The following is a 24,024-nucleotide window of genomic DNA, read 5'->3' on the forward strand; positions in this document are numbered from 1 at the left end:
GAGAAAATATGCAAAACAAAAATATCAAAATAACTTTTATACTAGTTACGTCTCTATTTTTGCTATGGGGGCTTAGTTACGGACTTTTAGACGTTATGAACAAAAACTTTCAAACTCATCTTGGAATCACAAAAGCAAACTCTGGACTTCTACAAGCTGCGTATTTTGGTGCATATTTTATCATCGCCATACCGGCTTCGCTTATAGCTAGTAAATATAGTTATAAAGTCGGTATCATAGTAGGATTGCTGCTTTATGCTATTGGATCTTTGATGATAATTCCGGCTAGCAATAGTGCGAATTTCGATCTATTCTTACTTGCATTTTTTATCTTAGCTTGCGGACTTGGAAGTCTTGAAACAAATGCAAATCCATACATCACAAAATTAGGAAGTGACAAAAGAGCCTCTTTTCGCCTAAATTTAGCTCAAAGTTTTAATGGCGTTGGGCAATTTATCGGACCGATAATCGGCGGAAGTCTATTTTTATCTTTAAGTCATGGAAATTTGGATGAAAATATGAAAAACGTACAAATGGTATACGTAGGAATAGCGGCTATAGTCTTGTTTATCATGCTGCTTTTTATAATCATTAAAATGCCTGAGATAACAAACGAAGATGAAAAACAACAAAATAGCGGAGGATATAAAGATCTATTAAACTATAAACACTTTAAAATAGGCGTTTTAGCACAATTTTTATATGTAGCTGCTCAAGTAGGAGCCGGAGCTTTTTTTATAAATTACTCAGTAGAACACTGGGATACTCTTAGTGATGCTAATGCAGCTTGGTATCTTAGTACGGCTTTAGTAGCATTTATGATAGGAAGAGTCGTAACTACTCCATTTATGGTAAAATTTAGTCCAAATAACGTACTTGGAATATATGCACTCATAAACTCTATCATCATAATTTTGCTTTATATATTAAGCGGACCTATAAGCGTATATGCTCTTATAGCTATGTTTTTCTTTATGAGTATAAGTTTTCCGACTATATTTGCTTTAAGCATAGTAAATATACCTTCAAATTTAGTAAAACCTGCTTCTAGCATACTTGTAATGAGTATAGTAGGCGGCGCTATAATGCCTTTTATTATGGGTAAAATAGCAGACGTAACGCATCAAACTGCCGCTGGATTTTTAGTATTATTTCCGTGCTTTTTATTTGTTGCTTGGTATGGATTTAAAGGAAGCAAACTAGATTAATTTAAATTTTAAAAAGGTTAAAAATATGCTTGAAATAGTAGATACTCACTTTCATATCTGGGATTTAGATATACTGCATTTACCTTGGCTAAACTCTTATAAAGGAGTTATAAACAGAAGTTTTGATATAGATGATATATGCAAAGCTTATGGCAAATACGATCTCTGCTTTAAAGGAGGAATTTATGTCGAGGTGGATTGCGATGATAGGGTAAAAGAGGATGAACATATATTTAGTTTAAACAGTCCTTTTATATTAGCCAAAATTATGAGAGCAAAACTATGTGAGCATATGAGACTACCTCTTGGAATAGCAGGAGTTAGAGAACCTTTGCATATAGATAGCTCTAAGCGCGGAAGATGCTTAGAGAAAAGTTTCATATCCGGGCTTGAAGTTTTAAGCCAAATGGATCTGATATTTGAAAGCTGTAACAGAGTTGATGAAATAGAAGATATCTATAGTGCTCTATCTTTAGTTCCTGATTTAAAAGTAGTGATAAACCACTGCGCAAACGTAAAAGAACTAAATAGCGAATATAAAAGAACAATGTCTAAAATAGCAAAACTTCCAAACGCATATCTAAAAATTTCCGGATTTGCGACCAACGATAAAAGTTTTGTAAAAAATCTTCTTAACTTCGTAACCGGAGAATTCGATAAAAGTAAACTTCTATATGCTTCGAATTTCCCGGTTGTCGAGCTGTATTCAAATTTCGACGAACATTTACAAATCTTAAGAGAGTACTTCGCAGACGACGCTGATTTTTTCTCAAAAAACGCAAAAAAACTCTACAAAATCAACAAAACACAGAAATTCGCAAGTGTGATAAAAATAAGAAAAGACAAAATCGATACCTACAAAAAACTTCATGAAAATCCGCTATCAGGAGTAAATAAAATGATAAAAGAGTGCGGTATAACCAGATATGAGATTTATCATAGAGATGATATGCTTTTTTCTATTATGGAGTACAACGGAGATGATTTTGATTATGATATGACAAAAATGGCTAATGATGAAGCTACGAAAGAATGGTGGAAATTAACTGATCCATGCCAAAAAAGAATCGAAGATGCTAAAAAAGATGAGTGGTGGGCAGCTATGGATTTAGTTTATCGACTAAAATAGTTTTAAATTTAAAGAAATTCTCAACATTAAGTCTAAAATTTTAAAAAAATACTTTAAATTTACGATAAAAAATGGTAGAATATACTAAATTTAAAAAAGGAGCATGCAGATGACATTCAGTGTTAAAAGTCCAATATTAGGTTTTGAAGGTATTAAAAACGTAGAAATTACAAAGATTGATGATTTTTTTGTTAAAATGCAAGACAAAGACGGAGATACGTCATTTACTATGATAAATCCATATTCACTAAGAAATTATGAATTTGATATACCTACATACTATCAAGATTTAATGCAAATAAGCGACAAAAGCGAATTACAAGTATATAATATGCTAGTTATTTCTAGCCCTATAGAAGAATCAAGCGTAAATTTTATGGCTCCTATAGTTTGTAATACTACAAATATGACTCTTTCGCAAGTTATACTAGATCCTGTGAATTACCCTCAGTATAGTCAAGCTGAAAAAATAAGCACGCTTCTTAAAAAGAAATAATTTAGTGGCAAAAGCCACTAAACTACTATGAAACATGCTTTTACGGTATTAGAGCTTATCTTAGTTATTGTTATAGTAGGAATTAGCGCGGCAGCTGTACCTGCACTAGTGATGTCCAGCACAAAAACAAATGAAGCTGTTTTACTACAAGAAGCCATAACCTCATCAAAAACAAAACTCTCTCAAATATTATTATATCCTTGGAACAGTGCGTTGAATCAATCAAACTCAAATACATCGTCTTTCCCTATCTTAAAAACATCATCTGTAGACAATCTGGCAAAAAGTAGACCGGGTTTAAATAGCTTTTATAACAAAAGGGATATTACAAGATTAAAGGATGATGGCACCACAGAAGAAGTCAATGCAGAAATCGTAGGAACTGCTGCTAAAAAAGAAGGAATAAATCAATTTGATCAAGACAAAGGAAGTATAGATATATCAAATCCAAAATTCAATGAGCGTAAAAATATTCTAAAATTAGATTATACCGTAACAGTAAGCTATCTTTACGTACCTAACAATGAATGAAATCTAGAAGGAGCATATACTAAAAATACAACAAATGAAATCTCAGTAAAGATAGAAACAACAGCAACTCTTTCAGATAAGAAAAAAAACGTAGTAATGAGAGCTTATAGTTTTAATATAGGAACGCCTAAGATTATTACAAAATCTTTTGCGAATAGTGAGTTTAAATAATGAAACGCGCATTTACTATGATAGAACTAGTCGTAGCTATAGTAATTTCTGGTATATTGCTATCTATAGGAGTTAAAATATTTGATGTAATTTATACAAATTACATTAGACAAAAAAGTATAGTAGAGCTAGAATCTATATCAAAAACAGTTATAGAGCAGATAGAAAAACGACTATCATACCGCATAAAACCGACTTTATCAGTAAATATAGAAAATAAATATAAGCGTTTAGACAAACTAACGGATGACGATATAAAGACTAATAAAAAATATCCGATTATATGGTATATGCAAAGCTATGAAACACAAAGAATATTTAACGATGATAAAAGAATACTCGGCTGGAGCGGATTTATAAATTTAGATAAAGATAAAACACATCCAGATAAAACAGATAAAAATGAAGAAGTACTAACTATCAACTCACCGGGAAGTAATTTTTCAAAGATTGAAAATATTATAAAAGATTTGGGTTTTAGTGATCTTTTTATAGTATTTAAAGTAGATCAGGGAAACAACAATGATCAATACTATAATATAAAATCAGATGATAAAAATCCTTTAGCACATAAAATAAAAATTAAAAATGATACGAATTTAAATATAGATAAACCGAAATTTCTTGAAAAGAAAGATACTAATAAATTAGAAATATCTGAGCTATACTATCTATCTCACTCCATAAATCAACTTAGTATAGATAAGGATAACAATCTTTGGCTAACCGAATTTATTCCATTTGGAAATGATAATGGAACGCACAAAGAAGTTAGGAAAAACGTATTAGCCGAAAACGTAAGCTCACTTAGATTTATGTATCTAGGCGGAAGCGACTCTATCTCTATAAAACTCTGCTTAGAAGATCCAAATTTTAAAATAAAAGGTCAAAAATTAGAAGTTTGTAAAACCCAGGTGGTGCAGTGATGAAAAAAGCTTTTAGTTTGATTATGGCGATATTTTTTGTAGTTATGCTTGGGATAGTAGGAACTCTTACATTAAGAATCATAGCCGGAGGTAGCAAAGAGAGCGCGGATTTATATCTATATGAACAAGCAAAACTTTTAGCTATTAGCGGAACTGAGTACGCTATACTAAAAATTCAAGAAAAAGACTTTACAGAAGCAGATTGCGACAATAATTTCACTTTATCCTATCCAACAACAGACAAACCCATTTTTACAATTACTGTAGATGTAACGTATATAGGAGCAAATCCGCCTACCAAGTGTACAGAATGGATAGATTCTGGTATTACACAAGATAAAGACGGTCAAGAGCTAAAAGACGCTGATGGAAAACCTAAAACTTCTATCCAAGCAGTCATCTTAGATACAAGCGTAATCTCAGACGCAAGGATTACTCAAGAACAGATCTCCATAAAGCGTACAACTATCCAAAAACCGTGATTTTATGGTATAATATATTAACTTTATTCCAAAGGAGCATGAAATGAATACAAGTATTGTAGGAAAACAATTTGAATTAACACAAGCTATAAAAAACTATATAGATAATGCATTTGAGTCATTATCTAAATACAATCTTGATATTATTTCAAGTAGGGTTATCATATCAGCAGATGAAAAACAAGGTAAAAAAGGCTTTGATGTTGAATTTGCTATAAACCTTGCAAAAAAAGATACGATCGTCATAAGACAAAAAGATAAAGATCTTTACGCGGCTATCGATTTAGCGGTTGATAGAGCAAGCAAAGTTTTACGTAGACATCACGATAAACTAACAACCCATAAAAACAAAGATGATGAAAAAGCAAGTATAAACGGTATCATAGACGAACCTCATATAGATGGAGTAGACGAGATAGTTCCGGCTGAACTTGAACTTTATAAGCCTATTGAGATAGAAGAAGCTTTAGAAAAACTAAAAAACTCAGGTGCACAATTTTATGTATTTAATGATATGGAAGCCAAAATGCGTATCATTTATAAAAGAAACGACGGCAAATTCGGACTTTATTAGAAAAGTTTGCTTTCTGGGGTATTAACTCCGGAAAGCTTTTTTTAAATTTATATATTAATTTTGATATTTTCTTACTATATTTTTTACAACTCTACTTATCAAATCCACTGAATTTATCTCACAACACTCATTGATACTATGAGGCGAATAAATATTTGGACCAATCGAACAAGCTTCTAAACCGCTCTGCTTTGATAGTAAAACTCCGCACTCAAGTCCTGCATGAACAGCTTCAAATTTAACATTTTTATTAAATTCTTGCATAGAAGATAATACTTCTTTAGCAAAATCAGTAACCTTAGGTGTCCAAGCCCTGCTCTCTTCGGCAAAACGCACATCAAATCCAGCCATTTTAGCTAAAACTTCTGTTTCGGATTTAATTCTTTCAAGCCCTAAATCGCTCATAGATCTTGCAAAAAATTCTATTTCTAACATATTTTTATCTTGCTTTATAATAGACAAATTTATACTCTCATTGACGATTTTTAAACTCTCATCATAACTTCTTACTCCTTGAGCAAATGAATTTATAAAGCTCAAAATACAATCCGAATTTTTCAGCACAAGTGCATCTTTTTTACCTAGTTTTTTGACTTTTATTAGACTATTACCTTGCAAATTTAAATCATCGCAAATCACAGTAGCAACGGCTTTTACCGGTATAGAATTATTTCTTTCACCACCATTTATACTAACTATTTTTGCTTTGCTTTTAGCTAAAAAATCGGCTAAAAGTTTTATAGCGTTTGGTATATCTTTTACTATTTCTATACCGCTGTGACCGCCTTTTAATCCACTTATTTCTACTTCGTAAACATTATTTATTTCATTTTTTGTTTCTATTTTCGAACTAGCAAAAATACCAACTCCGCTTGCGCATCCTATAAAAACACCGTCTTCATGCTCGCTATCTAAATTTAAAATCCGTCCGCTTACTAACTTAGTATTAAATCCGTTTGCGCCAAGAAGCCCTACTTCTTCATTGTTTGTAAATAAAACTTCAAGACTCTCGAATTCTCTCATCATATCCATAATTATAGCTACGCCGATTCCGTTATCTGCACCTAGAGTTGAATTTTTTGCTTTTAAAAAACCGTTTTCTTTTATGATCTCTATATTTGGAGCATCTCCTACGCAAACCATATCATAATGAGCCTGTAAACAGATATTTGGCTTACCTTTTATAGCATATATATTGCCAAACTCATCGCTATTTACGCTAAATCCGCTATCTTTTGAGAATTGCATTAGGTACTCTTTTAATTTATCTGTTTCAAAACTGCAATGCGGAATAGAGCAAATTTCATTAAAATAATCAAAAACTTTCATTTTATAATGCCTTTGCATATTTTTTAACAAAAATTATAGCATTTTAATGATAATATATCGGCTATGAAACGTATCGTTAGTTTTGTTATTTTGGTTTTTTTGTTACAAGGTTGCCTTTGGATAAATGAACGCGGTATCTCAAATAAATATTATAACGACTGCAAAGAGTACTATGACGGAGCCGGAATTTATCATAAAAAATGCGACGAAAATCTCTTGGATTGGTCAAATGAATCTAATAAATAATGCAAACAAAAAGCTTTTTGAAAAAATAAATAATCTTAAAAATTATAGCTGTCAAGTTAAATTCAGTGATGCCATAGAGATAGAAATAAATGATTTCGATGATAACATAATAGATCTTGCAAAAGACCTTAAACCATGGAGAAAAGGTCCTTTTAAGCTAAATGCTACACTTATAGATAGCGAATGGCAAAGCTTTATAAAATTTAATGGGCTCAAGCCTTTTTTAAATTTAAAAGATAAAATTGTAGCCGATGTAGGCTGCAATAACGGATATTATATGTTTAAAATGCTAGAACTTGAGCCAAAAAGCATAGTAGGATTCGATCCTAGCGTACTTAGCTTTTTGCAATTTAGTTTTATAAATCATTTTGTGAAATCAAATATCAAATTTGAGCTTCTTGGAGTGCAAGATTTACCTAATTATAATATCAAATTTGATACGATACTCTGTCTTGGAGTTTTATATCATAGAAGTGATCCTATAAAAACGTTAAAAGAGTTAAAAAGTAGCCTAAATAAAGGCGGTGAAGTATTTATAGATACTATGTTTATACAAAGAGACGATGAGTTTGTCTTAAGTCCGAAAAGCACCTACTCAAAGATACCAAATATCTATTTTATACCTAGTATAAAAGCTCTTAGAAATTGGTGTGAGAGAGCTAAGTTTAAAACTTTTGATATACTCAGTATTAAAAATACGGATTTTAACGAGCAGAGAAAAACACAGTGGATATACGGGGAAAGTTTGGAAAATTTTCTAGATCCAAACGATCCTGAATTAACTATAGAGGGTTATCCTGCTCCAAAACGTGTTTATGTAAGATTAAGTTAAAAGGTAGTTTAATGGCTGAAAATGTCTATAGTGATAGCATAAAAGATAGCGCAACGGTGATAGATGAAAGTCTATTTCAAAATTCTTTGAATATACCTCAGGCGATAAATACGATCTTCAACGGAAGTATAATAGACGCCAAGCAAAACTACTCAAAAACAGTTCTAAAAACAAATAATGATATGATATATGACGATGAGGGGCTTATTCACAGCGGATTTATATTTAGCGCGGCAGACTGGTCTGCTCAAGTAGCAGTAAATCAGCCTTTTAGCGTAACAATAGGTTCTAAAGTAAGCTTTTTTGCTCCAGCTAAAGTAGGAGATATCATAGAGTTTGAAGCACATGCTTATTTTGACGAATCCAAAAAACGAGAAATAAAAGTTATAGGAAAAATCAAAGAAATAAAGGTTTTCGAAGGAACTTTTCAAATAGTAGTTTTAGAAGATCATATATTTAAACTTCAGAAAAAAAACAAAGAAAAACAAAATGAGCAAGCAGCCTCAAAAGCTGCTAAATAGCCTGCATCCAGCGTTTTAAATTTCGTCTTTCACTCTCTAAGCTAGTTTGATCTCCATGTCCTGGATATAGCTTGAAGTCTTTGAAATTTAAAACCCTCTCAAGGCTTTTTCTCATTTCAACAGCATTTGAAAAAGGAAAATCATATCGTCCAATAGAGTTTTTAAATATAAAATCACCACTAAACATAACATCTCCTATCTCGATCATAGAACATCCGGGAGTATGTCCCGCAAAATGGTGAAATGTAAATTTAAAACTGCCTATTTCTATGATTTGATTATCTTCTACTAAAAAATCGGGTTTAAAGGTAGTTTGCAAATATGTAAACGGATCTTGTTCACATAAAAAAGCGTCGTCTTTTGGTATATAAATAGGTATTTTAAATTTATCCCTTATCGCATTATCATCATAAATATGATCAAAATGTCCATGCGTATTTAAAATAGCAAGCGGATTTTTGCAAACTTTACTCACCCATTCAAAAGCTCCATCGCCTGGATCGACTATAACCTCACCGGATTCATTTATTAAAATGTAACAATTTGTATCATAAATTCCAAAAGACTTTGATAAAATTTGCATTTTCCCCTCCTTTGCCCACAAGAGCGAATTAAAAGTTTTATTTTAACATTTTTTCGTTATAATGCAACTAATTTCTTATAGGTAAATTTAATGAAAGATTTTAAATTTTTAGAAAATAAATTATTATGCTTTTTAGATAAATATTTAAAACAATCCGGTGCTAGCGGATTTAGCATAGGAGTGAGCGGCGGACTTGACTCTGCCATAGTCGCCACGTTATGTTCAAAAGTAGCCAAAACTCACGCTCTTTTAATGCCTACAAATAGTTCAAATAATCTAAATTTAGAAGATGGTTTAATCCTATGTGAAAAGCTTGATTTAGAGTATGAAGTTATAAATATAGAACCGATTGTACAAAGCTTTATATCTGTTTTAGATGTTACGGACAAACTAAGAAAAGCCAATATAATAGCAAGAGTTAGAATGATACTATTATACGACAACTCGGCTAAATTAGGCACATTAGTAGCAGGAACAAGCAATAAAAGCGAGAGACTACTGGGCTATGGAACTATATACGGAGATACGGCTTGCGCACTAAATCCTATCGGAGATATTTATAAAAGTGACCTATTTTTGTTTGCAAAATACTTAGAAATAGATGAAAATATAATAAATAAAGCCCCAAGTGCAGATCTTTGGGAAGGTCAAAAAGACGAAGATGAGATCGGTTTTGCTTATTCTAGCGTTGATGCCGTGCTAAAAGAATTTGAAAAAAACGATCAAAGAGAGAATTTATACGCTATTTTTAACAAAAATTTAGTAGATAGCGTACTTGATAGAGTAGAAAAAAATAGCTTTAAGCTAAATCCGGTACCGATTGCAAATATCAGTTAAATAAAGGATAGAGATGAGAGATATAGCATTTTTTAGACCATATATTACCGAAAGAGAACATGAACTAGTAAAAGAGAGTCTTGATAAAAACGCCGTTTATATGGTAACAAATTTAGAAGATAACATAAAGAAGTATTTCGGGGTAAAACACGTTATAACTACAAATAACGGAACTGCGGCAAATCATTTAGCACTTTGTGCTATGGATCTTAAAAGAGGAGACAAGATAATTTGCTCAGTAAATGCTTTTCCTAGCATAGCTCAAGTCATCCGTCACTTTGATGCTGAGCCGATATTTGTAGATATAGACGAAGATGATTTTAACATAAGTCCGACCGAGCTAGAAAAGGTATTAAAAGAACAAAAACATAAAAAACTAAAAGCCGCATTCATAACTCACGTCGCAGGACAAAGTGCAGATATGGATACCATATATGCTTTAGCAAAAGAAAACGGTATAAAAATCATAGATGATGCTAGTCGCGCTATGGGTGCTACATATAAAGGAAAGCTTATAGGAAATTTAGACTCATATATGTCTTGTTTTCAGATAAATCCTCAAGTACAACATGCTATTGCATCAACTGGTATTATATTGACAAATGACGATGAGATGGCAAAACGCGCCAGGCTCATAAGAAATCACGCAATAGTAAATGATAGTTTTGATAAAGATGGAAATTTAGGATATGTTTATGATGTAGTAGATATAGGACAAAAATATGATTTAAATTCTCTTTGCGCTGCTTTTAGTATAGCTCAGTTTGAAAAACTAGAGATATTTATAAGAAGACGAAAAGAAATAGCAGCAATATATAATGAAGAGTTAAAAACATGCCCGCATATAACTACTCCTGTTATAAAAAGAGATCATATATATAATCAATACATAATAAAAGTAGATAAAAACAGAGATGGCTTCGCAAGAGAGTTAAAAGATGCAGGAATTCATACAGGTCTTCACTACATACCGCTTCATCTGCTAAGCTATTACAAAACAAAATACAATCTTAGGGTAAATGATTTCCCAAAAGCATTAAAGGTATATCAACAAGTGCTATCTTTACCTATCTATGCCGCTATGAGTAATGATGAAGTAAAATATGTTTGTGATATAATAAAATCAGTAGCAAAAACTCGTGTTTGATAGAAAACTGCATAGTTGGATAAATAGATATTTTTATCGTCCAAGGTATCTTGAAACGCTAATTTCTATGGCTTTAAGCCCGTTGGCTTTGATATATTATATTTTAGTAGTTATTAAATTTAGACTCTCAAAACAGATCAAATTTGATATACCTATAATAAGTATTGGAAATTTAATAGTCGGCGGCACAGGCAAAACTCCGCTTACAAAAGCTATTTTTAATGAATACAATACCAAATTTAAAACTTTTATCATATTAAGAGGATATAAAAGAAGCAGCAAAGGTATGCTAAAAGTCTGCATAGATGGTGAAATATTATGCAGCGTAGATGAGAGCGGCGATGAAGCTATGGAGTATGCGTTAAGCCTTAAAAATGCAAATGTTATAGTAAGCGAAAATAGAAAATTAGCCATAGAAGAAGCGATAAAATACGGCGCAGAGCTTGTTTTGCTTGATGATGGATTTGGAAAGTTTGATATTTTTAAATTTAATATTATTTTGAAACCTACTATAGAACCTATTTTTAAACTAGTTTTGCCTAGCGGCGCATATAGATATCCAAAAAGTTTTTATAAATTTGCAGATTTTATTCCGACAAAAGATGATATAATAAGCTCTAATTATATAATAAACAAAACAACGAATATGGTTTTAGTAACAGCTATAGCAAATCCATTAAGGTTAAAAAAACTATTTGATAGCTGCTTAGGTATAGAGTTGTTTGAAGATCATCATAAATTTAAAAAATCAGAAATAGAAGATATATTTAAAAAATGGAATGCAACAACTATTTTGGTGACCCAAAAGGATTATGTTAAAATACGAGATTTCGGCTTTAATGTTTCGATTTTAGAACTGCGTACTGAAATTTCATCTCAATTCAAGCTAAAATTAGATAAGTTTATAGATAATTACAACCAGAATATGATAAAATAATAAAATAAATTAAGGAAAAGTTGTGTTAAAAAGCATAAGAACAGCTGAGATAATATTAAGCGCCCTGCCTTATATTCAGAAATTTAGAGATGAAATTTTTGTCATAAAATACGGCGGCGCAGCTCAAATAGATGAAAAATTGAAAAATAATTTTGCAAGAGATATTGTGCTTTTACAACTAGTAGGCATTAAAGCCGTCATTGTACATGGAGGCGGAAAAAAGATAAATTCATTTTTAGAAAGACTAAATTTGAAAAGTGAATTTATAGACGGCTTAAGAGTCACGGATAAAGATGCTATGGAAGTAGTAGAAATGACCTTGAGCGGACTTATAAATAAAGAAATAACAAGTCTTTTAAACAAACACGGCGCAAGGGCTATCGGCATAAGCGGCAAAGACGATAATATGTTAAAGGCAAAAAGCTTAGATGATGGAAAATACGGATTTGTAGGAGAGATAACAGACGTCAATGAAAATGTTATATTAACCATAATAAACGATGGACTCATACCAGTCATCGCCCCTATAGCTATAGGAAGCGAGTATGAAACATATAACATAAACGCAGATCTTTGCGCAAGTGCTATTGCTAGCAAATTAAAAGCTAGAAAAGTTATATTTTTAAGTGATATCAAGGGGGTTTTAGACAAGGATGAAAAACTTATCAGCAAGTTAAACGAAACTTCTATAAATGAGTTGAAAAATAACGGAGCAATCAGCGGTGGAATGATACCGAAGATAGACGCGTGTTTAGAATGTATAAAAAGCGGAGTTGGTGCAGCACACATAATAGATGGAAAAATTCCTCACTCTTTGCTGCTTGAAATATTTACAGATGAAGGTATAGGGAGCGTTATAAAATGATAGTATTAAGTACAACACCAGATGAAAAAATAGCAAATAAGTTAGCTAAAGAGTTAGTAGATAAAAAAGCTGCGGCTTGTGTGAATTGTATAAAAGATCTGAAAAGCTTTTATACTTGGAAAAATGAAGTACAAAACGACTCTGAAGTTCTTATTATGATAAAAGGAAATTATAAGAAAATAAAAGATGTTATTTTAAAAAATCACCCTTATGAAACACCGGAAGTCATAGCTATAAAACCTAAAAAAATAGAAAAAAGCTATAAAAAATGGTTAGAAAAAAGTACAAAAATATCACCTATGTTAGTAGGTACAAGGTTAAATAACAACGAAGAAGTTTCTTGCGTTAGTTTAAACGAAGCTTTATTGCAACCAGCAGCAAAACATGGCGGACTTTACGCGCCTATAAATTTACCTATTTTAGATGATAACTTTTTTAAAAAAGCATCTAAATTAAAGTATGATGAGATAGCTATGATGGTTATTAAAAAGTTTAAATTTGATATAGACAAAGATATTTTTAAAAAAGCATTAAAAAGATACGCTAAATTTGATAAAGAAGCAGTGGAAATAAAAAAATTAAATAAAAATTTATATATAAATGAGCTATGGCACGGACCTACAAGAGCATTTAAAGATATGGCGCTTCAGCCTTTTGGTGTAATTTTAAAAGAGCTTGCCAAACAAAATAATAAAAAATATCTCATTATGTGTGCAACAAGCGGCGATACCGGACCTGCCACACTTAATACATTTAGCGATGTTCAAAATATAAAAGTCGTATGCATATATCCAAAAGACGGCACAAGCGAAGTTCAACGCTTACAAATGGTAAATCAAAAAGGTAAAAATTTGAAATCCATAGGGATAAAAGGTAATTTTGATGATGCTCAAAAAGCCTTAAAAGCGCTATTAAACGATAAATCTTTTAAAAATGAGCTATCAAATTTGGGGCTTAACTTAAGTGCTGCGAATTCTGTTAATTTCGGCAGAATTTTATTTCAGATTATTTATCATATCTATGTTTGTATAAAAATAAACAGTAATAAAAAACCGATAGATATCGTTGTTCCAAGCGGCAACTTCGGTAATGCTTTAGGGGCGTATTACGCTAAAAAAATGGGTGCAAATATAGGAAAAATAAAAATTGCTTCGAACGCGAACAATATATTAACGGAACTTTTCACAACAGGAATTTATAATCTGCAAGATAAAAAATTAATTCAAACTATAAGCCCTGCTATGGATATACTAATTAGCTCAAATGTCGAAAGGCTTTTGTTTGATAAGTTTGGAAGTATTAGAACAAAAGAGCTTATGGATAGTTTGAAAAACAGTGGATTTTATAAACTCGCTCAAGAAGAACTTGAGGAGCTAAAAGCAGATTTTGAAGCAGATTTTTGTAGCGATGAAGAGTGTGAAAATTATATAAAAAACGTTTCAAGCAAAGGTATTTTGATAGATCCTCATACGGCAACTTGCCTAAAACTAGTTGACAATGATAAACTTAGCGTGATAACATCTACAGCTCAATGGGTAAAATTTACTCCAAGCATGGTAAAAGCTATCAAAAATAAACCTACACAAGATGAATTAGTAGATATGAAAGAGCTTGCAAAAGAGTTTGACGTAAAAATTCCAAAGTCCATCTTAGAGTTATTTTCACAAAAAGAGCTTCATAAAGACGTTATAGAGCAAGATAAGATAAAATCAAACATCATAAATTGGCTTAAAAAATGATAATCATACCGGCTCGGCTCGCTTCAACTCGTTTTGAACATAAAATTCTAAGAACCATTGATGGCGTTCCTATGTTTGTAAAAACCGCGATGAACGCCAAAAATGCGGATAACGTGCTAATAGCATGTGACGATGAAAAAGTAGCAAACATAGCAAAAAGTTATGGCTTAGATGCTATTTTAACAAACGTGAATCACGAAAGCGGAACCGACCGCATAAATGAAGCAGCGGATAAATTTAATCTAAAAGATAACGAGATCATTATAAATGTTCAAGCCGATGAGCCGTTTTTTGAAGTAGAAAATTTGATTAAATTTAAAGATTTTGCAAGTAAATCCATTGCAAGCGGCTCGTTTATGGCAAGCTGTTTTAAACTAGTCAAAAAAGAGGACGCTCAAAATCCAAATTTAGTAAAAGTCGTTCTTGACACAAACGATAACGCTCTGTATTTTTCACGTTCACTTCTGCCATATCCTAGAAACGAATGTGAGGTTTTTAAAGCACATATAGGAATTTACGCATATAGCGTAGTAAATTTAAAAGAGTTTTGTACTTTAGAGACAAAAGAGTTAGAAAATATAGAAAAACTAGAGCAGCTTAGGGCTTTACAAAGCGGTAAAAAAATTAAAATGATGCAAATACAAACAAAAAGTATCGGAATAGATACAAAAGAAGATCTTAAGACCGCAGCGGATAAATTCGGTTTTAGGATTGACTAAAATCAAATTTAACTATATAAATTTGTGATACAATAGCCACGAAAAGGCAAATATGACAAATGAACAATTTTTAGAGCAACTAACGACCGTAGCCAAATTTACACAAATTTACTGCGATGATCATCACAAAAATGAGCCAAAAACTATATCTAAATTTAAAACTATTTATAAAGGAGTAAATTTAGATAAATTTATAGAGTATAACTTATGCAAAGAGTGTGAGCATCTTCTTTTATATGCCAATGAGAGACTACAAAACTGTCCACACAAAGAAAAACCAAAATGCAGAAAATGTCCACACATCTGTTATGAAAAAAATGAACTAAAACATATTATAAAAGTGATGAAAAGTAGCGGAATAAAGCTTGGATTATCAAAGATAAAATCATTTTTTAAAAGTTAGTATATATACTAGATTAAGTTATTTTGTGATATCATAAAATAAAAAATATGAAACAAATTATACAAGAAATCAAATTAGAATCAGCACAAAACGTATATCATAAACTACTTGTGATATATTTATTGTTGCTATTTGCATATTGCATTGTATTTGCTTATTTTGGTATGTCTTTTTTGCTTATAAATGGTGCTATAACATTTGCAATATCCATAATAATCTATGATGAATTATATGAAGAAAAATACCAATCACTGATAAATATCTGGATACAACTAAGCGGTACTTATAATATAGTTTGCGATATAATAGTCATGGGCTGGGGATATGGATTTGAACTATTTTTAGTCGGTCTAATCGCGATATACTACTCATCTGCTATAAAAAATAGTTATTTTAAAATCATAATTGTAGTAGCACAATCCATAACTTATCTTGTTTTACACTATCTATTTGCTCATCAAGATATAAACTACGGAAATGATGATTTAAAACATATATCATATATATCTGGATTTTTAGCAATCGTATTTGTATTCTTCTTTTTACATCAAAATTTAAATATAGTAGGCGCGGTAGATATCTTAAATTTACAAAGAAAGAAAAAAGATTATCAGCGTATAGCAGAACATGACTTTTTAACAGGATTTTATACTAGGGCTCCTATGCGTCAGATGCTAACTAGTCGTTTAAGTATGCTAAAAAACGAAGAGTTAAAATCCATATGTATAATCCTATGCGACCTTGATAATTTTAAAAATATAAACGATACGTTGGGGCATATTTTTGGTGATACTATACTAAGCAGAGTCGCAGCTTCTTTAAAAAGCAGCTTTATAAAATACGGCAAACTTTGCAGATGGGGCGGAGAGGAATTTTTAATAATTTTAGAAAATAAAAATGCTACGGATATAAAAGACATCATAGAATCAGCAAGACTAAAAGTAGAAAAATTAAATCCGGAAGGAATAAAAGTAAGCGTAACATTTGGGGCGCTCTATCTCACCAAAATCGAAGCAGACTTTGAGCTAGAACCGGCTATTAGCATTGTCGATGAGCTTATGTATTATGGAAAAAGTCAAGGAAAAAATAGACTGGTATTTAAAAATTATGAATATAAAAAGTGATAATTTATCAACAAATTTAAGAACCGTACTAATTATGTTTTTAGTAGCCAGCATAAGTTACTTCATATCTTTTATTAGTTTGAAAATGTACGACTTAGCAATCGTTAGCATAGTCGGCGTATTTACATATATTTTCTGCATTAAAACGGTTGGTAAAAACGAGCTTGAAAAAGCATTTTTTATAGCTCATATACAAATTTTATTTAGCTCTAGCATAAGTGTTTTGATACTTGGATGGGGATATGGATTTCAAATTATATTGATAGCTTTAATATCTATCATGTATATTGATATATTTAGAAATAGACTTATATCTTATATATTGGTTTTATCAGAATCTATTATCTATATAGCACTATATTTGGTACATATCTCAAATGAAGGAGAGCAGTCTGTATCATATTATCAAGACTACTTTTATGTGGCAAATTTTATATTTCTTATTGTTATGCTTCTTATCATATCTAAGATATTAAAATCTACAGATATCGCATACTTTTATCAATTAAAAGACGATAACGATAAATTTAAAAACGCGTCCGAAACAGATGATCTAACCGGACTTATAAATAAAAGAACATTAAATTTAATAATAGACAATAAAAGACGAAGCAGCATGATAATCTCTATGTGCGATATAGATAACTTTAAACAGATAAATGACCAATTTGGACACAATACCGGAGATCTTGTTTTAAAAACACTCTCAAATATATTTTTAGATCATACAAACAAAACAGATATAGTTTGCAGATGGGGCGGAGAGGAATTTGTAATAGTATCTTTTGATATAAGTAAAAATGACTTTTTAACCAAAATTCAAAAAATAAAATTTCAAATTAGCGAAACCATAATAAAAGAAGGTAATGAAACATTTAATTTTAGTGTTACTTTTGGAGTATCTGAAGTTGGAAATGATAGAAATTTACTTATAAAACAAGCAGATGAAAGATTGTATAAAGGTAAAAATAGTACAAAAAACTGCATCGTTTCAAAATAAACTAAAAATAAGCAGCTTTTTAAAGCCGCTTATTTTTAAATATCTTCTATATGTTTTAAAAATTCGTCATAAGACACATAGCCTACAAGCTGTTTTGAGTTCAGCTCTTTTTTGTCTTTATAAAATATAAGTGCCGGTGGACCAAAAACATTGTATTTTCTCATCATAGCTATATCTTCAGGCGTATTATCAGAGACATCTATTTTGATAAGAGTAAAATCTTTTAATCTTTTTATAACATCCGGATTTGTAAATGTTTTCTCATCAAGCTCTTTACAGTTTACGCACCAAATCGCCCAAAAATCGATCATAACAGGTTTTTGACTGCTATTTATAACGGCTTCAAGATCTTTTGAATTTGAAATATAACTAAACTCTATTTTATCGATGCTGTTTTTTGATATCGTAGAATTATTATATGAGCTTAAATTCGGAGCAAAAGTGGAAATACTAAATATAGAAACTAAGATTATCGAAACTACGAATATCAATATTCCAAACGATTTTAAAAACTTCGTAGCACCGTCTTTTGCTTCGTTAAACGCGCCTAAATATACCGCAAAAAATACTCCGAGAACTCCATAAAGCGCATTTGAAATTTCAGATCCAACTACTCTATCAAGCATCCAGATAGCCATCGCAAGCATCAAAAATCCAAATATTCTTTTTATCTCTTCCATCCAAAATCCGGGCTTAGGAAGTAGTTTTGAACTACCAATACCTATCAATAAAAGAGGAACTCCCATACCGACACTCATAACAAATAGAGCTATACCTCCAAAAAGAGCATCTCCGCTTTCAGCTATATATAAAAGAGCTCCGGCAAGAGGTGCAGCAACGCAAGGTCCCACTATAAGAGCGGATAAAAACCCCATAATTCCGACACCGATTATTCCACCTTTTTTTTCACTCTTTAAATTTATATAGTTTTGAATTTTTTTTGGCATCTCGATGTTATAAAATCCGAACATAGAAAACGATAGCAAAACAAAGATGATACTAAAACCTATAATAACGCTTGGAATTTGAAGCAATCCTTGGACGCTTGCACCAAATACACTTGCCAAAACTCCGGCCAAAGCGTAAGCTAATGACATGAAAAATACATAAACAAGACTTATCCAAAAACCTGTTTTAGCCGATGGTTTTTGACCTGTTTTTGATACTATTATGCTTGAAACTATCGGGATCATAGGAAAGATACAAGGCGTAAGAGATAAAAGCAAACCATAACCAAAAAACGTGATGATAGTAAAAAGTTTTCCCTCGTCGGTAAATGATTTTGCTATCTTATCTTGCTGCGAGTCAACGATATTTTTTTTATTTATCTTGGAATTTGAAGATATAGTTTTTGAAACAGATACCTCTTTTACTTGAGCTTTATCGCCATCATAAGTAACGACATAATGACTCTCTATAGGCTGATAACAAAATCCACTATAAGAGCAACCTTGATAATTTAATTGTATGTCAAACTCATTACTATTTACAAAATTTTTGAGCAAACCCTCCGGTATAAATAGATCAAACGTACCGCCGTATATATCATACTCATCGTGTTTTTCGTATTTAGGTAAATTTAAAAACTCGGTTATATCGGTATCTGAAACCTTAACTTTAAGTTTGTCTTTATATAAATAAACACTTTTATCTACTACGAGATTGATATTTATCCCTTGCGTTTTATCGCCTGTGATATTGACTTTAAAAGCATCTTCTACGCTAAGAGGCTCAGCAAAAACAGTACTAAAAAACAAGATAAATGAAATAAGTAGCTTATGCAATGCATTTCCTTGTAAAAAAATATTTGTCAATTCTACTTCATATTTGTAAATATCTTCATCAAAAGTGGTAAACTTTAATGAAACTTTTAATTAACTAAGTATAAAATTATATACACTTTAAAAAGGAGCAAAAATGGAAGAAAAAAAAGATGATTTTATTATGGTGAAAGTAAAAAAATCTAAATTAAAATACGAAAAAGAGCTTAGACAATTACAAATTGAACTGCTCAAATTTCAAAACCATGTAAAAGAAACTGGTCTAAAAGTATTGATTATAATAGAAGGAAGAGACGCGTCAGGAAAAGGCGGCGTCATCAAAAGACTTACCGAACATCTAAATCCTAGGGGATGTAGAGTCGTCGCTTTGGAAAAACCAAGCGATGTTGAGAGAACTCAGTGGTATTTTCAAAGATACTCAGACCATCTTCCAAGTGCCGGTGAGATAGTTATATTTGATAGAAGCTGGTATAACCGTGCTGGAGTTGAACCTGTGATGGGATTTTGTACTCAAGAGCAACATAAAGAATTTTTAAGGCAAGTTCCTAAATTTGAAGAAATGCTGGTAAGTTCGGGAATTTTACTGTTTAAATTCTACTTCTCGGTTTCAAAAGATGAACAGAAAAAACGTTTCAAAGATAGAAAAACAGATCCACTAAAACAGTTCAAACTATCTCCAGTAGATCAAAGGAGTCAAGAACTATGGGATCAATACACAGTCGCAAAGTACTCAATGCTACTAGCTTCAAATACGCCTTATGCGCCATGGACTATCATAGTTAGTAACGATAAGAAAAAAGCTAGATTAAACACATTTAGATATCTATTAAACAATGTCGAATATAATAAAAAAATAAGCAATGACGAGATGAAAATAGATGATGAAATAGTCAAAACAGGAAGTACGGAGATAAGACTTATGGAAGAAAATCTCAGAAATGAGAATTTAAAACGTATAAACGGGTAGTAAATTTTTAATAGTCTTACGAATTTGACACTTAAAATTATACTTAAATTTAAAACATTTAATAAGCAAAAAACTATAAATGAATTTATATATCTTTGCATTTGGAGTTACGAATCAAATCGCAACTCCATTTATAGAATTTATAGATAAATTTATTCGACTTCTGCGTCTATAACATCATCGTCTTTTTTCTTTTTCTCTGCGCCACCATCCGCTGCACCTGCATTTTGATCTTTATACATAGCTTCGGCTAGTTTATGACTAACTTCGCTTAGAGCTTTTACTTTTACATCGATCTGCTCTTTTGAAGCACTTTCATCTTTTAATACCTCTTTTAGATCATTCAAAGCAGCTTCGATCTTTGCTCTATCTTCGGCCGGAATTTTTTCACCCATCTCGCTTAGAGATTTTTCGGTTTGATGAGCCAAACTATCTGCTGCATTTCTAGCTTCTACGGCTTCTTTTCTTTTTTTGTCATCTTCTTTATGAGCTTCGGCGTCATTTACCATTTTATTTATCTCTTCCTCGCTAAGACCGCTTGAACCGCTTATAGTGATATTTTGAGCTTTACCGCTAGCCTTATCTTTAGCCGAAACAGTTAAAATTCCGTTTGCGTCTATATCAAACGTAACTTCAATTTGCGGAACGCCTCTAGGAGCTGGCATTATACCTTCAAGATTGAAGTTACCTAAACTTTTGTTGTCTTTTGCAAACTCACGCTCGCCTTGAAGCACGTTTATAGTAACCGCACTTTGATTATCTTCGGCAGTTGAGAAAGTTTGAGACTTTTTAGTAGGGATCGTAGTTCCTTTTTCTATAAGTTTGCTCATAACTCCACCAAGAGTTTCGATACCAAGACTTAGCGGAGTAACATCAAGTAAAAGCACGTCTTTTACGTCACCTTTTATAACAGCGCCTTGTATAGCAGCTCCGATGGCGACTACTTCATCAGGATTTACTGATTTGTTTAGTTCTTTACTAAATGCTTTCTTGACCTCTTCTTGTACCAGCGGAACACGAGTTGAACCACCCACCATAACTACTTCTTTTATATCGCCTTTGCTTATACCGGCGTCTTTTACTACTTCGTTTATCTTTGTGATAGTTTCGCCTACTAAGTCGTCTATCATACCTTCAAATTTAGCTCTGCTAAGAGTTTTCGTAAGGTGTTTTGGTCCTGTCGCATCAGCTGTGATAAACGGAAGATTTATAGTTGTCTCCATAGCACTACTTAGCTCTTTTTTAGCATTTTCAGCAGCTTCTTTTAGTCTTTGAAGTGCCATTACGTCGTTTTTTAGATCAATCCCTGTTTCACTTTTGAACTCACTTACTAAAAAGTCAATAAGTCTATTATCAAAATCATCACCGCCTAAAAAAGCGTTACCACCAGTTGCTAAAACCTCAACTACACTATCGCCTGTTTCAAGCACGGTTACGTCAAACGTACCACCGCCTAAGTCATAAACTACGATTTTTTCAGCCTCTTTTTTATCAAGCCCGTAAGCAAGAGCCGCAGCCGTAGGCTCGTTTATGATACGAAGTACGTTTAGTCCTGCGATAGTTCCTGCTTCTTTTGTAGCCTTTCTCTGACTATCATTGAAGTATGCAGGCACCGTGATAACGGCGTCCACGACGCTCTCTCCTAAAAACGCCTCTGCATCTTCTTTTAATTTCATAAGAACTTTAGCAGAAATTTCTTGCGGAGTATATGTTTTACCAGCTATCTCAACGGCGCACGCACCATTTCTATCTACTATATGATACGGAAGGCGGTTTTTTGCTTCCTTGGCATTTTTCTCGTTCATCATAAGACCCATAATTCTTTTTATAGAAAATATAGTCTTTTCAGGGTTTGTTACTGCTTGACGTTTTGCCGTATCACCTACTAAGATCTCGCCTTTATCAGTGAAAGCTACCACTGAAGGAGTAGTATTTTTACCCTCTTTGTTTGGTATAACTTTGCTTTCTCCTCTTTCATATATGCTTACGCATGAATTTGTTGTTCCTAAATCTATTCCTATTACTTTACTCATTTTTTTATCCTTTTAAATTTAATTTACTTAATTCTTATTTACTTGGCAATTACGACCATAGACGGTCTTAAAACCCTATCATTATATAGATAACCTTTTTGATAAACAGCAGCTATCTTACCGCTTTCTACCTCATCGCTCTCTATATAATTTATGGCGTTGTGAAATTCCGGATTAAACTCTGCATCCGTTCTAATCTCCTTAATTCCATATTTTTCAAAACATTTTTTGAACTGTTCTATCGTTAAGTTTATACCGTCTTTTATTTTATTTGCTATTTCATCATCTCCGCTTTGCAAATTTGAAGCGATCTCTAAAGCATCAATGACGGGCAGCAGATCTCTTGCAAAGCTCTCGTTTGCAAATTTAACCGCTTCGCCCTTTTCTCTTTCAAGGCGCTTTTTGATATTTTCAAAATCCGCAGTAGCCCTCATCAAGCTTTCTTTTGCTAAAGCTAACTCATCTTTTACATCTTCATTGAGTTTAGTAAAACTCACATTATCATCAAAATTATCGGGTATATTATCTACATTTTCGTTTTTATTGGTATCTTCGCTCATGCTGCCTCCTTAATACTATTTAAAAATTTCTCATAATCGCTATAAACACTACCAGCACAGATCATTACGGCATTTTTACCCTCATAAATAACATCGGTTTTAATCCCCATATAACCCGAGTTAAAAACCGGTTTGAAAGCCAAATTTGATCTAAAATAGTGTTCAAAAGCAGGATCTAAGATAGTTTTTATCCTCTCATCCTTACATATCTCAAATGCAACTTTTTCATTTTCTTGGAAGTAAATTCTACTTCTTTTTAACTCTTTTATTTTAGCTCTAAGCTCACTAAGACCCACTTGTATAGATATCCTATCAAGCTCTTCAAGACTAATTCCTACTAAGTTATTTAAAAATTTCTCTACTCTAGGATTAAATTTAATAACTATACTCTCGCTTTCAAAATCCAGAACTAAAAATCTATCTTTCAAATTCAAGATCTCTTTCAATGTTAGTTTTCCTGCGCCAAAAATCATACAGTAAATACCAAAATCATAGACCAAAAAATTTAAAATATCACTATCATTTATGATAAAATTATCATCAAATTTAAGTCTATTTTGCCAGTAAAACTGCATAGTTGGAACTGTAGGAATCCGTCCGCCGCTTATGTGAAGCTGAGTTATAGCTCCCTCATCGCTTAACTTTTTAAAATAAACCCTAATCGTAGATGCCGGTATACTAGTACTCATACGCGTTCCAAGTTCGCTTGAGCCTATAGGCTCATTTGCTTCTAAGTAAGCATGTATGATTGATTCTAATATTAGATCTCTTTTATCTACCTTCATCTTAGCACTCTTCCTATTCAATTGCTAAGTGAATTATACAACATTGAGCCTATCTTTGTCAAGTCTTTTAAATAAAAATATTAAAATATTTGCAAAAAT

At 32.0% G+C, this 24,024-nt stretch carries 26 protein-coding genes; 20 read left to right on the top strand and 6 right to left on the bottom strand.

What is annotated here, in order from left to right; translation table 11 throughout:
- Positions 1 to 8 precede the first annotated feature (8 nt).
- The 7 genes from fucP to hpf all read left to right on the top strand — a co-directional run bounded on the left by fucP (position 9) and on the right by hpf (position 5,517).
- A complete protein-coding gene (fucP, locus tag DQN38_RS05215) occupies positions 9 to 1,208 on the top strand; it encodes an L-fucose:H+ symporter permease (RefSeq protein ID WP_011732067.1) in 1,200 nt (399 codons plus the stop codon).
- Between the two features lie 25 nt (positions 1,209 to 1,233).
- Positions 1,234 to 2,337, top strand: a complete 1,104-nt coding sequence (locus DQN38_RS05220) for an L-rhamnose mutarotase (protein ID WP_002849637.1) — start codon at positions 1,234 to 1,236, stop codon at positions 2,335 to 2,337.
- A gap of 109 nt (positions 2,338 to 2,446) precedes the next feature.
- Positions 2,447 to 2,833, top strand: coding sequence for a flagellar assembly protein FliW (fliW, locus tag DQN38_RS05225; protein ID WP_002849638.1), 387 nt, complete (start codon positions 2,447 to 2,449; stop codon positions 2,831 to 2,833).
- A gap of 27 nt (positions 2,834 to 2,860) precedes the next feature.
- A complete protein-coding gene (locus DQN38_RS05230; RefSeq protein WP_170117943.1) occupies positions 2,861 to 3,364 on the top strand; it encodes a type II secretion system protein in 504 nt (167 codons plus the stop codon).
- 170 nt (positions 3,365 to 3,534) lie between these two features.
- On the top strand, positions 3,535 to 4,461 hold the full coding sequence (locus DQN38_RS05235; protein WP_002849642.1) for a type II secretion system protein: 927 nt from the start codon (positions 3,535 to 3,537) through the stop codon (positions 4,459 to 4,461).
- Positions 4,461 to 4,943 (top strand): hypothetical protein, encoded by a 483-nt coding sequence (locus DQN38_RS05240; RefSeq protein WP_065843826.1) that lies wholly within the window; start codon positions 4,461 to 4,463, stop codon positions 4,941 to 4,943. The genes DQN38_RS05235 and DQN38_RS05240 overlap by 1 nt, the downstream gene beginning before the upstream one ends.
- A gap of 43 nt (positions 4,944 to 4,986) precedes the next feature.
- Entirely contained in the window at positions 4,987 to 5,517 is a 531-nt protein-coding gene (gene hpf, locus DQN38_RS05245; RefSeq protein ID WP_002849646.1) for a ribosome hibernation-promoting factor, HPF/YfiA family, read from the top strand.
- Positions 5,518 to 5,571: 54 nt separating this feature from the next.
- On the opposite strand, the gene DQN38_RS05250 is transcribed toward hpf, so the two are convergent.
- Positions 5,572 to 6,846, bottom strand: coding sequence for a M28 family peptidase (locus tag DQN38_RS05250; RefSeq protein ID WP_011732069.1), 1,275 nt, complete (start codon positions 6,844 to 6,846; stop codon positions 5,572 to 5,574).
- Between the two features lie 63 nt (positions 6,847 to 6,909).
- Here DQN38_RS05250 and DQN38_RS05255 point away from each other — a divergent pair, with 63 nt between their 5' ends.
- The 3 genes from DQN38_RS05255 to DQN38_RS05265 are packed head-to-tail and all read left to right on the top strand — an operon-like array spanning position 6,910 to position 8,445.
- A complete protein-coding gene (locus tag DQN38_RS05255) occupies positions 6,910 to 7,092 on the top strand; it encodes a hypothetical protein (RefSeq protein WP_010400361.1) in 183 nt (60 codons plus the stop codon).
- Positions 7,076 to 7,924, top strand: coding sequence for a tRNA 5-methoxyuridine(34)/uridine 5-oxyacetic acid(34) synthase CmoB (gene cmoB / locus DQN38_RS05260; protein WP_065843830.1), 849 nt, complete (start codon positions 7,076 to 7,078; stop codon positions 7,922 to 7,924). Before DQN38_RS05255 ends, cmoB begins: the two co-directional genes overlap by 17 nt.
- Positions 7,925 to 7,935: 11 nt before the next feature.
- Positions 7,936 to 8,445 carry a hotdog family protein gene (locus tag DQN38_RS05265; protein WP_002849653.1) on the top strand — a complete coding sequence of 170 codons (510 nt, stop codon included), beginning with the start codon at positions 7,936 to 7,938 and terminating at the stop codon, positions 8,443 to 8,445.
- On the opposite strand, the gene DQN38_RS05270 is transcribed toward DQN38_RS05265, so the two are convergent.
- Positions 8,438 to 9,028 (bottom strand): MBL fold metallo-hydrolase, encoded by a 591-nt coding sequence (locus DQN38_RS05270; RefSeq protein WP_002849661.1) that lies wholly within the window; start codon positions 9,026 to 9,028, stop codon positions 8,438 to 8,440. The two genes, DQN38_RS05265 and DQN38_RS05270, sit on opposite strands and share 8 nt — an antisense overlap.
- Before the next feature lie 90 nt (positions 9,029 to 9,118).
- Here DQN38_RS05270 and DQN38_RS05275 point away from each other — a divergent pair, with 90 nt between their 5' ends.
- The 9 genes from DQN38_RS05275 to DQN38_RS05315 are packed head-to-tail and all read left to right on the top strand — an operon-like array spanning position 9,119 to position 17,799.
- A complete protein-coding gene (locus tag DQN38_RS05275) occupies positions 9,119 to 9,865 on the top strand; it encodes an NAD+ synthase (RefSeq protein ID WP_002849663.1) in 747 nt (248 codons plus the stop codon).
- A gap of 13 nt (positions 9,866 to 9,878) precedes the next feature.
- Positions 9,879 to 11,012: a DegT/DnrJ/EryC1/StrS family aminotransferase gene (locus DQN38_RS05280; RefSeq protein ID WP_065843828.1), complete on the top strand. Its 1,134-nt coding sequence runs from the start codon at positions 9,879 to 9,881 to the stop codon at positions 11,010 to 11,012.
- Complete coding sequence (locus DQN38_RS05285) at positions 11,005 to 11,949, top strand: tetraacyldisaccharide 4'-kinase (RefSeq protein WP_011732071.1); 945 nt, start codon at positions 11,005 to 11,007, stop codon at positions 11,947 to 11,949. Before DQN38_RS05280 ends, DQN38_RS05285 begins: the two co-directional genes overlap by 8 nt.
- A gap of 22 nt (positions 11,950 to 11,971) precedes the next feature.
- Positions 11,972 to 12,814, top strand: coding sequence for an acetylglutamate kinase (argB, locus tag DQN38_RS05290; protein WP_002849668.1), 843 nt, complete (start codon positions 11,972 to 11,974; stop codon positions 12,812 to 12,814).
- Positions 12,811 to 14,553 carry a threonine synthase gene (gene thrC / locus DQN38_RS05295; RefSeq protein ID WP_081303754.1) on the top strand — a complete coding sequence of 581 codons (1,743 nt, stop codon included), beginning with the start codon at positions 12,811 to 12,813 and terminating at the stop codon, positions 14,551 to 14,553. The genes argB and thrC overlap by 4 nt, the downstream gene beginning before the upstream one ends.
- On the top strand, positions 14,550 to 15,272 hold the full coding sequence (kdsB, locus tag DQN38_RS05300; protein ID WP_002849673.1) for a 3-deoxy-manno-octulosonate cytidylyltransferase: 723 nt from the start codon (positions 14,550 to 14,552) through the stop codon (positions 15,270 to 15,272). The genes thrC and kdsB overlap by 4 nt, the downstream gene beginning before the upstream one ends.
- A 52-nt stretch (positions 15,273 to 15,324) precedes the next feature.
- On the top strand, positions 15,325 to 15,675 hold the full coding sequence (locus DQN38_RS05305; protein ID WP_011732073.1) for a nitrous oxide-stimulated promoter family protein: 351 nt from the start codon (positions 15,325 to 15,327) through the stop codon (positions 15,673 to 15,675).
- A 47-nt stretch (positions 15,676 to 15,722) separates the two neighbouring features.
- A complete protein-coding gene (locus DQN38_RS05310; protein ID WP_167497339.1) occupies positions 15,723 to 16,799 on the top strand; it encodes a GGDEF domain-containing protein in 1,077 nt (358 codons plus the stop codon).
- Entirely contained in the window at positions 16,741 to 17,799 is a 1,059-nt protein-coding gene (locus DQN38_RS05315; RefSeq protein WP_170117944.1) for a GGDEF domain-containing protein, read from the top strand. The genes DQN38_RS05310 and DQN38_RS05315 overlap by 59 nt, the downstream gene beginning before the upstream one ends.
- A gap of 35 nt (positions 17,800 to 17,834) precedes the next feature.
- Here the strand turns inward: DQN38_RS05315 and dsbD are convergent, their stop codons facing one another.
- Positions 17,835 to 19,583, bottom strand: coding sequence for a protein-disulfide reductase DsbD (gene dsbD / locus DQN38_RS05320; protein ID WP_111738205.1), 1,749 nt, complete (start codon positions 19,581 to 19,583; stop codon positions 17,835 to 17,837).
- 133 nt (positions 19,584 to 19,716) lie between these two features.
- On the opposite strand from dsbD, the gene ppk2 reads away from it, so the two are divergent.
- Entirely contained in the window at positions 19,717 to 20,547 is an 831-nt protein-coding gene (ppk2, locus tag DQN38_RS05325) for a polyphosphate kinase 2 (RefSeq protein WP_011732076.1), read from the top strand.
- A 152-nt stretch (positions 20,548 to 20,699) separates the two neighbouring features.
- Here the strand turns inward: ppk2 and dnaK are convergent, their stop codons facing one another.
- The 3 genes from dnaK to DQN38_RS05340 are packed head-to-tail and all read right to left on the bottom strand — an operon-like array spanning position 20,700 to position 23,925.
- Entirely contained in the window at positions 20,700 to 22,580 is a 1,881-nt protein-coding gene (dnaK, locus tag DQN38_RS05330) for a molecular chaperone DnaK (RefSeq protein WP_011732077.1), read from the bottom strand.
- A gap of 38 nt (positions 22,581 to 22,618) precedes the next feature.
- Complete coding sequence (locus tag DQN38_RS05335; protein WP_011732078.1) at positions 22,619 to 23,140, bottom strand: nucleotide exchange factor GrpE; 522 nt, start codon at positions 23,138 to 23,140, stop codon at positions 22,619 to 22,621.
- Positions 23,137 to 23,925 carry an HrcA family transcriptional regulator gene (locus tag DQN38_RS05340; protein WP_002849691.1) on the bottom strand — a complete coding sequence of 263 codons (789 nt, stop codon included), beginning with the start codon at positions 23,923 to 23,925 and terminating at the stop codon, positions 23,137 to 23,139. The genes DQN38_RS05335 and DQN38_RS05340 overlap by 4 nt, the downstream gene beginning before the upstream one ends.
- Positions 23,926 to 24,024: the final 99 nt, after the last annotated feature.

This window comes from Campylobacter fetus subsp. fetus (assembly GCF_900475935.1).
GTDB lineage: Bacteria > Campylobacterota > Campylobacteria > Campylobacterales > Campylobacteraceae > Campylobacter > Campylobacter fetus.